This is a genomic window from Methylobacterium haplocladii (assembly GCF_007992175.1).
GTDB classification, from domain to species: domain Bacteria; phylum Pseudomonadota; class Alphaproteobacteria; order Rhizobiales; family Beijerinckiaceae; genus Methylobacterium; species Methylobacterium haplocladii.
This window is the reverse complement of the sequence record NZ_BJZT01000045.1, coordinates 1-11,823: the sequence shown is the minus strand read 5'-3', so window position 1 is coordinate 11,823 and position 11,823 is coordinate 1. Positions and strand designations below refer to the sequence as shown.

Genomic DNA, 11,823 nt, shown 5'->3' with positions numbered 1-11,823 from the left:
AACGGAATGAAGGCGTTGAAACTTGCCGCGCTGTTCGGAGCGTTGCTTTGCCTGGCCGCACCGGCCACGGCGCTCGACCTCACCAAGAAGCGCCAGAACCTGCCGGACCTCGTGCTCGGCAACGAGGACGGCAACGACTTCGTGGTGGAGAACAAGGACATCGAGCTGGAGGCCGGCAAGGCCTATCGGCTGCGCATCGTCGCCAAGGGGCACCAGGAATACAAGTTCTACGCGCCCGAGTTCTTCCGCAACATCTGGTTCAACCAGATCGTCATCGAGCACAAGGAAATCCACGGCAGCGGCCCGCCGGATCACCTGGAGTTCGACGATCCCGGCGAGATCGCCATCGAATTCGTCGCGATCAAGCCGGGCGAGTACAAGTGGTATTCGCAAGGCCTGGAGGCCAAGGGTCTTACCGGCACGATTTCGGTGAAGTGATGGGCACGGTGACGAAGCTCGACACCAACCCCTGCCCCCTTTGCGGGGGAGGGTGGCCCTCGCGTCAGCGAGGGTCGGGAGAGGGGAGCGCCGGTTCCGGAGAGGTCGCAACCCTCTCCCGACCCGCTTCGCGGGCTATCCTCTCCCGCAGACGGGAGAGGATTTTCGCTGGAGCGCTGGTTTCGGCAGCGCTGTTCGTCGCCGACCCGGCGCTCGCCGACGACAAGTCCGAGTGCGCGGCCGACATCGCGATGATCCAATCCGAGATCGCGAAAGCCCCAGCAGAACCCGTCCTCGCCAAGCTCCGCAAGGCCCTGAAGGTCGCCGAGCGCGAGCAGAAGGAGGGCGAGTTCGACGAGTGTCTCGACGCCGTCGGCGACGCCAGGCGGGCCTTGAAATGAGCGCCGATCCGCGTGAGGGCGCCGCCCTCGACATCGCCGACGTCAGCCACCATTTCGGCCAGCGCGCGGCGCTGTCGAACGTGTCGCTGCAGGTCGGGCGCGGACGCTTCACCGCGCTGCTCGGACCGAACGGCGCCGGCAAGACCACGCTCTTCTCCGTGGTGACGCGGCTCTACAGCAACCAGAACGGCCGGGTCTCGATTCTCGGCCACCCCCTCGATCGTGAGCCGTCCCGCGCGCTCGCCCGTCTCGGCGTGGTCTTCCAGGCGCGCACGCTGGATACCGATCTCACCGTCGCGCAGAACCTCTTTTACCATGCGAGCCTGCATGGCATCGCACGCCGCGCCGCACGAGACCGCATCGACGTGCTCCTGAACCGCGTCGGCCTCGCCGACCGGCGCAACGACAAGATCCGCACGCTGTCCGGCGGCCAGTCGCGCCGCATCGAGATTGCCCGCTCGCTGATCCACGAGCCGCGCCTGCTGCTCCTCGACGAGCCCACCGTCGGGCTCGATCTCGAGTCGCGCGCCGACATCGTCGGCATCGTCCGCGCGCTGGTGCGGGAGGAGGGGCTGTCGGTACTGTGGGCGACCCACATCTTCGAGGAGATCTCGTCCGAGGACGATGTCGTGGTGCTGCACAAGGGCCGGATCGTCGCGCGCGGCCTCGCCGGCCAGATCGGAACGGCGGGCGAGACCCTGGAGGCAACGTTCCGCCGGTTGGTCGCCGAACCCGTCAAGGGCGCATCGCCGAAGGTCGCCGCATGAGCAACACCTCGAACCCAGCCGTCGCCGGCAGCCCGCCTGCGGGCGAGGCCGTCAGGCCGATGCCGCATCTGGGCCGGCTCGATTTCGTCGGCTACCTGCGGGCGCTCGGCGGCATCGTCCGGCGCGAGCTGCTGCGCTTCTTCAATCAGAAGGAGCGGTTCTTCTCGGCGCTGGTGCGGCCGCTGGTCTGGCTGTTCATCTTCGCGGCGGGCTTCCGCAACACGCTCGGTGTCTCGATCGTGCCGCCCTACGAGACCTACGTTCTCTACGAGGTCTACGTCGTGCCCGGCCTCGCCGTGATGATCCAGCTCTTCAACGGCATGCAGTCCTCGCTCTCGATGGTCTACGACCGCGAGGTGGGCTCGATGAAGGTGCTGCTGACCTCGCCCTATCCGCGCTGGACGCTGCTCTTCGCCAAGCTCGTCGCGGGTGTCTCGGTCTCGGTGGTTCAGGCCTACGCCTTCCTCGCCGTGGCTTGGTTTTGGGAAACCGACATCCCGCCGCTCGGCTACCTAACGGCGCTACCGGCGTTCCTTGCGGCCGGGCTGATGCTCGGCGCGATCGGGCTGTTCCTGTCCTCCCTGGTGAAGCAGCTAGAGAACTTCGCCAGCATCATGAACTTCGTGATCTTCCCGATGTTCTTCGCCTCTTCCGCCCTATATCCGCTCTGGCGGATCCGGGAGTCGAGCGAGACGCTCTACTGGATCTGCGAGGCCAACCCGTTCTCGCACGCGGTCGAGCTGGTCCGCTTCGCCCTCTACGCGAAGTTCGAGCCCGTCGCCTGCGCGGTGGTCATCGGAACCGGCCTCGTGTTCTTCACCATGGCCGTCATCGCCTACGATCCCGGCCGCGGCATCATGGCCCGGCGCGGTGGACCGGCAGGCGAGGCGAGCTGAGCCCAGACGTGGATCGATCTATGCTCCGTCCTCTCCTCGCCGCCACCTTCGGTCTCGCTTTGGCGACGCTGCCGGCTCTCGCGCAGCCGAAGCCGGACCCCGATTGGCCCTGCGCCCAGCGCAAGGTACCGACGCTGGGCTACGGCTCGTTTTGGACCGGCCCCGACCTGATGGCCGTCGGCGAATGGGGCAACGACCGCGAGGCGGCACAGCTGGCCCGCAAACTGGCATCCCGGCGGACGGAGCTGAGCGAGGTCGACGGCCTGCTCGACGATTTCGTCAAGGATATCAAAGACAAGGACGAGAAGGACAAGCGCCTGACACGGGTCTTCGCGGGCGTGTTCGAGGTCATCAACGGTGAGCGCAACACCGTGGTCAGCGGCATCATCCGCTATGCGCAGGGGCAACAACGGCTCGCCAAGCGCATCCGCGAGGAGGCCGACAAAGTCAGCGAGACCCGCGACGGACCGGCCGAAGATGCCACCAAGGTCGCGACCAAGGAAGGCACCGACCTCGAAACCGCCTTCAATTGGGACCGCCGCATCTTCGACGAGCGCAACAAGTCGGTGACCTATGTCTGTGAAGTGCCGACGCTGTTGGAACAGCGCCTCGGCGATCTCGCTCGGAAGATCCAGGCGAAGCTTTAGCGCGTCGTTGAGCGGTCCGACCGGACTTGACCGATATCCGTGTCAGTCATCATGCGACGAGCCGCCGATGTCGGCTCGTTCTGCCCGTCGAGTCTGCGAACGCGTTCTAACTGCTGCGCGCATTACGTCGTGTTTCCGCATTGATTCCCTGAAATCGACTGCAGACACCACGACCGAGAGGCCTCGATAATCCCAAAAAATCTTCGAACCAATTGCGGTATCGGATCTTACCACATTATCCCAAAACTTCTGCCTATAACTCCCTAAACCTCTGAATTTGCATCAAAAATCTGTTGCGGGAACACCACGCGCCCGGTCAACTTTCATCAAACGCTGATAGCGCGGGCGATTGTGCCGCGCCGGCAATTGCCCAGCTTGCCCCACCCGTCGAATGTCCTGGCAGACCCCGGTCAACGGGGACGCCACACGACAAGGGCTGGGGAAAATGACGATGCGGGTGCTGCGGGGCAGCCTGATTGCTTCGGTTGCGTTGTTGCCGGGAACGGGCTGGGCGCAGGAATCGACGACGCTGGAGGAAATCAGCGTGGTTGCCACGACGCCGGTCGGCGTCAGCGGCGTCGGACGGGGCGGGGGCCGTGTGGTGTCCACCGGCCCCGATCTCGGCGGCTCTTCGGCGACGGTCTCCGAGCCGCGCCTGCGCGGCGGCGCCCAGCCGCTCTACAAGATCCCGAGCACCGTCGAGTCGGTCACGGCCTCGCAGATCGAGCGTGATACCGGCACCTTCAACGCCGTGGCGACCCTCGCCCGCGTCACCCCCGGCCTGAACCTCTCGGACTCGCAGGGCAACAACAACCGCGTCGACATCAACTATCGCGGCTTCCAGGCCTCGCCGGTGACCGGCGTGCCGCAGGGCCTCGCCGTCTACCAGAACGGCGTGCGCATCAACGAAGCCTTCGGCGACACCGTCAACTTCGACCTGATCCCGCCTTCGGCGATCCAGCGCATCGACATCGTCACCTCGAACCCGGTCTTCGGCCTCAACGCGCTGGGCGGCGCGGTCAACATCCAGATGAAGAACGGCTTCACCTGGCAGGGCACCGAGGTGACCGCCCTCGGCGGCTCGGACGCACGCATCGCCGGCGGCCTCCAGTACGGCAAACAGGTCGGCGACTGGAGCTTCTACTTCAATGGCGACGGCCTGAACGATCGCGGCTGGCGCTTCGAGAGCCCCAGCACGATCGGCCGGATCTACTCCGATGTCGGGTACCGCACGCCGGATTCGGAATTCCACCTTATCGGCAACTTCGCCCGTACCTTCTTCGGCGCCGCCGCCGCGACCCCGACCGACTTCACCCACATCGATCCGCGCGCGATCTTCACCTATCCGCAGACAACGACCACGCAGCTGGGCACCGTCCAGCTTACCGGCCGCGTCGACATCTCACCGACCTGGGATCTCGCCGGCAACGCCTATTACCGCCGCTTCAGCCAGCAATACATCGACGGCAACGACGGCAACTTCGAGGGCTGCAATCGCCAGGGCAGCTTTTTCACGCCACGGAAGCTCTGCTTCGAAGATGACGGCTTCGCGATCGCTCCGGGGCAGACGCAGCGCCAGTTCCGGGACCAATTCCTGATCCTCGGACAAGGCGTCAATGCGCCTGGTATTCCCTTCACGCCCGGCGTTCCATACGGCACGCTCGACGTGACCAAAACGGAGGCGACCGGCTACGGCGGCTCGCTCCAGGCGGCCAATCGCGACCGCGTCTTCGGCTTCGGCAACAGCTTCGTCGTCGGCGGCAGCATCGACGTCGCCGACTATTCGTTCAAGTCGTCGAGCACGCTCGGCGTGATCAATCCGGACCTATCGGTCACCACCGATCCGAACAATCCGTTCTACGGCACCATCCCGGGTCTCGGCACGACCCAGCTGCGCACGGCGGCGGCGCTCGGCATCGCGCCGAGCTCGGTGATCGGCTCGAACCTCTACATGGGCCTCTACGCGACCGACACGTTCGACATTACCGACAGCCTTTCGCTGACGGCCGGCGCGCGCCTGAACTTCGCCCGCGTCACGACGACGGACCAGACCGGCTTTTCCCCGGACGTCAACGGCACCCACTACTTCACCAAGATCAACCCGGTTGCCGGCCTGACCTATCGCTTCACGCCGACGCTCTCGCTCTACGGCGGCTACTCCGAGTCGAACCGCGCCCCGACCCCGCTCGAACTGGCCTGCGCCAATCCCGACAGGCCGTGCCTGCTGCCGAACTCCCTCGTGGCCGACCCGCCGCTCAAGCAGGTCACCGCGCAGAATTACGAGGTCGGCTTCCGTGGCTCGATCCCGAACTTCTATGACGGCGGTCTGCTGAGCTACAAGATCGGCGCCTTCCGCAACGATCTGGCGAACGACATTCTTCAGCTCTCGACGCCGGGTAACGCTGCCCGCGGCTATTTCGTCAACGTTGCGGCGACGCGGCGCGAAGGCATCGAGGTCGGTGCCGAGTACACCCGCGGCGATGTCTCGATCTATGCGAACTACGCATTGATCAACCCGACGTTTCAGTTCAACGGCGAGCTCTCGTCGCCCAACAATCCGCTGACGAACGGCGGCGACGACCCGATCATCGTGCGCCCGGGCAACCAGATCCCCTTGATCCCGAACCACCAGTTCAAGGTCGGCTTCGACTATCTGGTCCTCCCAGGCTGGCGCGTGGGCATGAATCTGCAGGCGTTCTCCTCGGCCTACTATCGCGGCGACGAGGGCAATCAGCTGCCTAAGCTTCCGGCCTACTACGTTCTTGGCTTGAACACCTCTTACCAGGTCACGCCGAACCTGCAGATCTTCGGCCTGGTCACGAACCTGACCAACAACCGCTACGCGACGTTCGGAACGTTCTTCGAAACCGGTCTGGTGGCCAACCGCTACCCCGTGAACGATCCTCGCACGACGACGCTGGCACAGCCGCTCTCGATCTATGGCGGACTGCGCTACTCCTTCGGCGACGCAGCGCCTCCGATGCAGGAGCCGATCATCCGCAAATACTGACGCGGACGGCACGATCGAGACAGCGGCGCGGCTCCCCGGAGCCGCGCCGCCTTGCGTTTCGGCCTACACCGTTGACCCGAAAAAGTCTCTCGCACCCAGGATAAGGCCCGGAATTCCCTAGACCCTATTGCCAGATCATCCCGGGCGGGTTACGCAATCCTGGCTAGGCCATGGGTCGCCGCGCAGCAGCTTTCTGCCGCGGCGCGATCCGGCGGCCGGTTCTTTCGTGCAGGGCGACGTCGCCCACCGAACCACCCAGGAGTGACAGACAGATGGCATTCAAGCTCACCAGTGCAGCTCTCCTCGCTGCCGTCATCGGCGCCGGCATCGCGGCCCCCGTCGTGGCCGCCCCGTCCATGACCAAGATCGACATCGCCGCCTTCGATCCGGACAAGGACGGCACCATCGACGCCAAGGAAGTCGAGGCCGCCGCCACCGCCGCCTTCGCCAAGCTCGAGAAGGACAATGACGGCACCGTCGACGCCAAGGAGCTCGAGGGCCGCATGACCGCAGCGGACATCAAGAAGGCCGATCCGGACGGCGACGGCACCCTCGACAAGAAGGAATACGTCGCCCTCGCCCTCGGCCTGTTCAAGGCCGCCGACCCGGACAACGACGGCACCATCGACGCCAAGGAGCTCATGAGCCCCGCCGGCTCGGCCCTGGTTCAGGTCATCCGCTGAACCGTTCGCAGCGGTCGGGGATCGTCCCATAGAGCACCGACGCCACAAGGCGTCGGACGTTTCCCCCGTTAGAACGGAAGAAGAGGCGTGGATCGTGAGATCCGCGCCCCTTCTGTTTGTGCCGCAACCCGTCGCCGGACCGGACCACCGCGCGGGGCGGCAGGTCCCGCGCTTCCCGCCTCAGTACGCGTTCTCGGTCTTGAACAGCGCGAACGGCGTCGTCGCCAGGATCTGGAGGTCGAACAGGATCGACCAGTTCTCGATGTAGTAGAGATCGTGCTCGACGCGGCGCTGCAGCTTCTCCGAGGTATCGGTCTCGCCGCGCCAGCCGTTGATCTGCGCCCAGCCGGTGATACCGGGCTTGACCTTGTGGCGGGCGAAATAGCCGTCGACGACCTGATCGTAGAGGGTGTTGGCCGCCTTGGCCTGAAGCGCATGCGGGCGCGGGCCGACGAGCGAGAGATTGCCCTTCAGCACGTTGAAGAGCTGCGGCAGTTCGTCGAGGGAGCTCTTGCGGATGAAGCGGCCGACCGCCGTGACGCGCGGATCGCCCTTGGTCACCTGCTTGGCGCAGGCAAAGTCAGTTTGGTCGACATACATCGAGCGGAACTTGAACACCTCGATCAGCTCGTTGTTGAAGCCGTGGCGCTTCTGCTTGAACAGCACCGGCCCCTTCGAGCCGAGCTTCACCGCCAGTGCGACGGCGAGCATGACCGGCGCGAGTGCGATCAGCGCCAGCACGGCGACGACCTTGTCGAAGACGTTCTTGAGAACGACGTCCCAATCGGCCAGCGGCTTGTCGAACACATCCAGCACCGGCACGGCGCCGAGGTAGGAATAGGCGCGCGGGCGCAGCCGCAGCTTGGTCGCATGGGCCGAAAGCCGGATGTCGATCGGCAGCACCCAGAGCTTCGCCAGCATCTGCAGGATGCGGGTCTCGGCCGAGATCGGGATCGTGAAGACGATGAGATCGATACGCGCCCGCCGCGCATAGGCGACGAGGTCGCTGACGTTGCCGAGTTTCGGGTGTCCGGCGACGACGTCGTTCGAGCGGATGTCGCCGCGATCGTCGAACACGCCGACGATGCGGATGCCGCTGTCCGCGGAGGCTTCGAGAGAGCGGATCAGCTCTTCCGCCGCCTCGCCGCCGCCGACGATGGCGGTGCGGCGGTCGAACAGCCCCTTCCGCATCTGCACGCCGGTGAAGACGAACAGGCCGATGCGCTCCAGCGCGAGCAGGCCGAGGCCGCCGGCATAGAAGCTCGCCAGCCAGACCCGCGAGTAGTGGTCGGCGACCTTGGCGAGCACCATGGCGGTCGCGACGATCAGGAAGGCCATCGTCCAGCCGACGGCGAGCTTGGCCGCGGTCTTGGCGATGCTGCGGAACGCGCTGATCCGATAGCAGCCGCTGACCTGGAAGAACCCGGCGGCGAGCCCGGCGATGGCGACGATCGCCGCAATGTAGGACCAGCCGAGGGGCACGAGGCCGGCGAGTTCGATCCGGTGGATGGCGAAGCCGAGACCGGCCAGGAGGACGAGTTCGAGCCCCCGGACGCAGCCCGACAGCACGACAGGGGTGAGTGCAGGGCCCTTCAGCACCGGCGCCAACGCCTCCGCCGGCAGCTGCGCCGAGGCCGGCGGGCCCGCGATGTGCTCGCCCGCATTCTGCAAACGGGACTGCTCGGGGCGACCGGGCGCCCCGGCCACGTCGAGCAGATCACGGACCCCGAAAGCACTCATCGCAGACGCCCAGATTCGCGCTTGAAGACTTCACACGCCGACCGGTCATTCTTGCCAGTCGAGGCTCTCGGAAGCCTTAATGGCCGCCTGTCCGATCAGGCCGATTTCGATGCAATCCCGATGGGCGCCGACCGGACCGATCCTGCTTCGACTGCGCGTGCGACGATGGCGGCGGCGTATCCGGAGAGCACGTCTGCGCCCATCTTCGTCATCGAGAAGCGCGCCTGGACCCAAAGGCTGAGTTCCGCGAACCGCGCATCGCGAGCCTCCGGCGCCATGTCGAGGACCTTGGCGATCGCCGTGGCGAGCGCCACCGCGTCACGCGGGGGAACGAGGTCGAAAGCGCTCGTGCCGAAGATCTCCGGGATACCGCCGACATTGGTCGCGACGAGGGGCTGGCGTGCCGCCGCCGCCTCGATCACGACGTAGGGCAGCGACTCCGCGAGCGACGGCACGACCATCAGGCGTCCGCGGGCGAGAACGGGACGGATCGGCTGGGGCGGCTCGAAGGTCACCGCGTCCCCGAGGCCGAGCTTCTGCACCTGGGCCTGGAGCGACGCGACATCGGGGCCGGAGCCGACCATGAGAAGGCGCAGCGGGCGGCCCTCGGCGTGCAGCGCGGCAAGCGCATCGAGCAGCCAGGGAATGCCCTTCGCCTCGCGCAGCTCTCCGACATAGATGAGATCGTGCTGCGCCTCCGCGGGGACGATCGGCACGAACTCGGCCGCGCTGATCCCGTTATGGACGATGCGCATCTGGCACTTCGGCTCACCGACGAAAGTGCGGTGACGGGCGGCGACGAACTCGCTCTCGAACAGGAAGACGTCGGTGCGGCGGGCCAGGAAGCCTTCGGCCGCCATGTAGGCCCGATGCAACAGACTGCCCGGCCGCCAATTGTAGCTGCCGCCGTGGGGGGTGTAGGCGCGGATCGGCGCCGGAATCGCGTCATCGGCCCGTACGGGCGCCAAGCGCGCGTAGACGCCGCCCTTGGCGCCGTGGCCGTGCAGAACGGTGGCACGCACCCGCTCGGCGACATCGCGCACGACGGTCATGGCCGCCAGGTCCGAGAGGTGCGGGTTTCGACGCATCGGGATGCGCGTCACGCCGAGCGCCAGGCAGGGGGCCAGCTCCCGAAGCGTCTGTTCGGCCATCGTCCCGCCCGTGCTCGAATCGCAAACGAGGCCGACCTTGTGACCCGCCGCGCTCTGCAACCGGGCGAGATCGACCACGTGCCGAAACAAACCACCGATCGGTGCCCGAAACACGTGCAGGATGCGATTCGTATGGGCAGCTTCGGACGTATGGACGGACGCAACCACGGCAGGCCCCTCTCATGGACGGCGATCGGCCGGCTGAAAGGTTGTGCGGCGCCAGCGGTGCGGAGTTGGTTAAAATACCCAGTGTCCGGCCGGCTCCGACGACGATTCCGGAAGTACGGTAAGCGCCGAACTAACGCTCAAGGGACACAAGTTCACGCGCCGTTTCGATCCGTTGAAATCGCCGGCCCCCAGTTGCCCGTGACAGTTTATTTAGTTTAATTCTAATCTGATGAAGGCAGGGTCGGGGCAGACATTCTGGTGGCAGCTGACGCCCCTGCAGCGGGCGCTGCTCAAGCGCGTCGCCCGCGAGGGCTCGCTGGATCATCTGAGATCATGGGAAGGGCGCACCGTCCGCTCCCTCGTCGCCCGCGACCTGCTTCGCCGCCGCTACCGCGAGCGCAAGGGGGCAGGTGCCTGGTTCCTGACACAGAGAGGCACCGACGTCCTGCAACGGGCCGCGGGCGTAGCGGCCCACGATCCCGACCCGTGAGGGCCGCCGCAGGCTCAGGTCGGACCGATGTCGGGCGCCTCTTCCGTCGTCACGACGAAGTCGACCAGCGCGTTCGGGCCGAAGGTCAGCGTCAGCGGCACGTCGGCGGCGTCACGTCCGTAGGCGATCAGGATGCGGCCGATGCGCGGGCTGTTGTTGCGCGGGTCGAACATGTGCCAGCGCCCACCGAGAAACACCTCCATCCAGGCCGCGAAATCCCCGGGTGCATGCGGCAGCGGCAGGCCGATGTCGCTGACATAACCGGTGCAGTAGCGCGCCGGGATGTTCAGGCAGCGGCAGAAGGCGATGGCGAGGTGCGCGTAGTCGCGGCAGACGCCGCGCTGCTCCTCGAACACCTCCGCGGCGGTGCGCGTCGGCCGCGAGTGCTCGTAGCCGAAGGTGATCCGGTCGTGGACGTAATCGCAGATCGCCTGCACCCGCGACCAGCCGGGCGTCAGATGCCCGAAGAGATCCCAGGCGATGTTCGAAAGCCGGTCGGTCTCGCAGTAGCGGCTGCCGAGAAGGAACATCAGCGTGTCCGTCGGCAGCATCGAGGCGACGGCTTCGGTCGCGCTCGTGTCGGGCGGCGCGTCGCTCTCGCTGTGGTCGCGCACCACCGTATCGGTCTTCAGCGTCATCCGGCCGGCCGGTGCGACGAGGCGCATGCACCAGTTGCCGAAGCTGTCGCGATAGCCCTCCAACGGTACAGCCGGGATCGTCAGCAGATAATCCGGACGTTCGAGGTCCGAAAATCGCGAAGAATGGACGTTGAGCATCGCAATGACGGTCGTCGGATACTGGAATTCGTAAGTCATTTCACAGCCGACGAGAATACGCATGCGTTCTTTCCAACGTGATGTTTCGATCGGATTCAAGTCGATGGATGCAAGCCGCGCACCAGCGCCCATCGATCGCGGGTTCATGCAAACGGCAGTCGACCCGAGACGACAATCGATCGGCCGGACGCGCGCACCGTCCGGCCGCCCGTCGAGCCGATCCGCTACTTGCGGCCCGAGGCCTTCACGGCGTCGCTGACGATGTTCTTCGTCGAAGGCGCGGCGGCATTGGTCTTCACGACGGGCTTCTTCGGCTTCTTGGTCTCGCGGCTTCCGCGCTGCTTTTCGGTGGCCATGGTGATCTCTCCCGAATGTCCGGTTGACGTGAATATCGATGCGCGGCGACCAAAACGGCCGCCGATCGCTTCGGGACGAGCGTAGGGCCAATCTTCCAGGAACACGCGCCACACGGAGCAACGGGGCCTCCGAACGGCAGACCCGCCCGGCGCGCTGCGACGGTGATCACGCGGAGAGGAGGAAAGCCACGCGCCTGCCCGGTTCCTGCAGGCGGGGACACGCGGCCCTCAGCCACCGGAGCCTGTGGTGTCCGTCCGGTGATGATCGAGAGTGCCCCGCTTCCAGCGGGAAAGCTAGCT

Annotated in this window: 12 protein-coding genes; 8 read left to right on the top strand and 4 right to left on the bottom strand. The window is 66.0% G+C overall.

Features of this window, described 5'->3' with window-relative positions; translation table 11 throughout:
- Positions 1 to 6: 6 nt before the first annotated feature.
- The 7 genes from MHA02_RS19880 (at position 7) to lanM (ending at position 6,842) form a co-directional block, all read left to right on the top strand.
- On the top strand, positions 7 to 438 hold the full coding sequence (locus MHA02_RS19880) for a cupredoxin domain-containing protein (protein ID WP_147081992.1): 432 nt from the start codon (positions 7 to 9) through the stop codon (positions 436 to 438).
- A 161-nt stretch (positions 439 to 599) separates the two neighbouring features.
- Positions 600 to 839, top strand: a complete 240-nt coding sequence (locus tag MHA02_RS19875; protein WP_147082056.1) for a hypothetical protein — start codon at positions 600 to 602, stop codon at positions 837 to 839.
- Positions 836 to 1,606 carry a lanthanide ABC transporter ATP-binding protein PedB/LutE gene (pedB, locus tag MHA02_RS19870; RefSeq protein WP_147081990.1) on the top strand — a complete coding sequence of 257 codons (771 nt, stop codon included), beginning with the start codon at positions 836 to 838 and terminating at the stop codon, positions 1,604 to 1,606. The genes MHA02_RS19875 and pedB overlap by 4 nt, the downstream gene beginning before the upstream one ends.
- The gene (gene pedC, locus MHA02_RS19865) at positions 1,603 to 2,502 is read left to right on the top strand and encodes a lanthanide ABC transporter permease protein PedC (protein WP_147081988.1); all 900 of its coding nucleotides are present in this window, start codon (positions 1,603 to 1,605) and stop codon (positions 2,500 to 2,502) included. Before pedB ends, pedC begins: the two co-directional genes overlap by 4 nt.
- A 20-nt stretch (positions 2,503 to 2,522) precedes the next feature.
- Positions 2,523 to 3,149, top strand: coding sequence for a hypothetical protein (locus MHA02_RS19860; protein WP_147081986.1), 627 nt, complete (start codon positions 2,523 to 2,525; stop codon positions 3,147 to 3,149).
- Positions 3,150 to 3,600: 451 nt separating this feature from the next.
- The gene (locus MHA02_RS19855; RefSeq protein WP_174804694.1) at positions 3,601 to 6,159 is read left to right on the top strand and encodes a TonB-dependent receptor; all 2,559 of its coding nucleotides are present in this window, start codon (positions 3,601 to 3,603) and stop codon (positions 6,157 to 6,159) included.
- Between the two features lie 272 nt (positions 6,160 to 6,431).
- A complete protein-coding gene (gene lanM / locus MHA02_RS19850; protein ID WP_147081983.1) occupies positions 6,432 to 6,842 on the top strand; it encodes a lanmodulin LanM in 411 nt (136 codons plus the stop codon).
- A gap of 180 nt (positions 6,843 to 7,022) precedes the next feature.
- Here the strand turns inward: lanM and MHA02_RS19845 are convergent, their stop codons facing one another.
- Both MHA02_RS19845 and MHA02_RS19840 read right to left on the bottom strand, forming a co-directional pair.
- Positions 7,023 to 8,582, bottom strand: a complete 1,560-nt coding sequence (locus MHA02_RS19845) for an undecaprenyl-phosphate glucose phosphotransferase (RefSeq protein WP_147081981.1) — start codon at positions 8,580 to 8,582, stop codon at positions 7,023 to 7,025.
- A gap of 95 nt (positions 8,583 to 8,677) precedes the next feature.
- Positions 8,678 to 9,901: a glycosyltransferase family 4 protein gene (locus tag MHA02_RS19840; RefSeq protein WP_147081979.1), complete on the bottom strand. Its 1,224-nt coding sequence runs from the start codon at positions 9,899 to 9,901 to the stop codon at positions 8,678 to 8,680.
- A 229-nt stretch (positions 9,902 to 10,130) separates the two neighbouring features.
- Here MHA02_RS19840 and MHA02_RS19835 point away from each other — a divergent pair, with 229 nt between their 5' ends.
- Positions 10,131 to 10,391 (top strand): hypothetical protein, encoded by a 261-nt coding sequence (locus MHA02_RS19835; RefSeq protein WP_238180442.1) that lies wholly within the window; start codon positions 10,131 to 10,133, stop codon positions 10,389 to 10,391.
- Positions 10,392 to 10,405: 14 nt separating this feature from the next.
- Here MHA02_RS19835 and MHA02_RS19830 read toward each other — a convergent pair whose 3' ends face one another.
- Together MHA02_RS19830 and MHA02_RS22875 are read right to left on the bottom strand one after the other, a co-directional pair.
- Positions 10,406 to 11,230: a transglutaminase-like domain-containing protein gene (locus MHA02_RS19830; RefSeq protein ID WP_147081977.1), complete on the bottom strand. Its 825-nt coding sequence runs from the start codon at positions 11,228 to 11,230 to the stop codon at positions 10,406 to 10,408.
- Between the two features lie 161 nt (positions 11,231 to 11,391).
- A complete protein-coding gene (locus MHA02_RS22875) occupies positions 11,392 to 11,523 on the bottom strand; it encodes a hypothetical protein (protein WP_280178008.1) in 132 nt (43 codons plus the stop codon).
- Positions 11,524 to 11,823: the final 300 nt, after the last annotated feature.

What these genes read in the sequence shown, in the direction of transcription:
- MHA02_RS19880 (WP_147081992.1), top strand. Translation starts at nt 7, where the DNA reads ATGAAGGCGTTGAAACTTGCCGCGCTGTTCGGAGCGTTGCTTTGCCTG.
- pedB (WP_147081990.1), top strand. Translation starts at nt 836, where the DNA reads ATGAGCGCCGATCCGCGTGAGGGCGCCGCCCTCGACATCGCCGACGTC.
- pedC (WP_147081988.1), top strand. Translation starts at nt 1,603, where the DNA reads ATGAGCAACACCTCGAACCCAGCCGTCGCCGGCAGCCCGCCTGCGGGC.
- MHA02_RS19860 (WP_147081986.1), top strand. Translation starts at nt 2,523, where the DNA reads ATGCTCCGTCCTCTCCTCGCCGCCACCTTCGGTCTCGCTTTGGCGACG.
- MHA02_RS19855 (WP_174804694.1), top strand. Translation starts at nt 3,601, where the DNA reads ATGCGGGTGCTGCGGGGCAGCCTGATTGCTTCGGTTGCGTTGTTGCCG.
- lanM (WP_147081983.1), top strand. Translation starts at nt 6,432, where the DNA reads ATGGCATTCAAGCTCACCAGTGCAGCTCTCCTCGCTGCCGTCATCGGC.
- MHA02_RS19845 (WP_147081981.1), bottom strand. Translation starts at nt 8,582, where the DNA reads ATGAGTGCTTTCGGGGTCCGTGATCTGCTCGACGTGGCCGGGGCGCCC.
- MHA02_RS19835 (WP_238180442.1), top strand. Translation starts at nt 10,131, where the DNA reads ATGAAGGCAGGGTCGGGGCAGACATTCTGGTGGCAGCTGACGCCCCTG.
- MHA02_RS19830 (WP_147081977.1), bottom strand. Translation starts at nt 11,230, where the DNA reads ATGCGTATTCTCGTCGGCTGTGAAATGACTTACGAATTCCAGTATCCG.
- MHA02_RS22875 (WP_280178008.1), bottom strand. Translation starts at nt 11,523, where the DNA reads ATGGCCACCGAAAAGCAGCGCGGAAGCCGCGAGACCAAGAAGCCGAAG.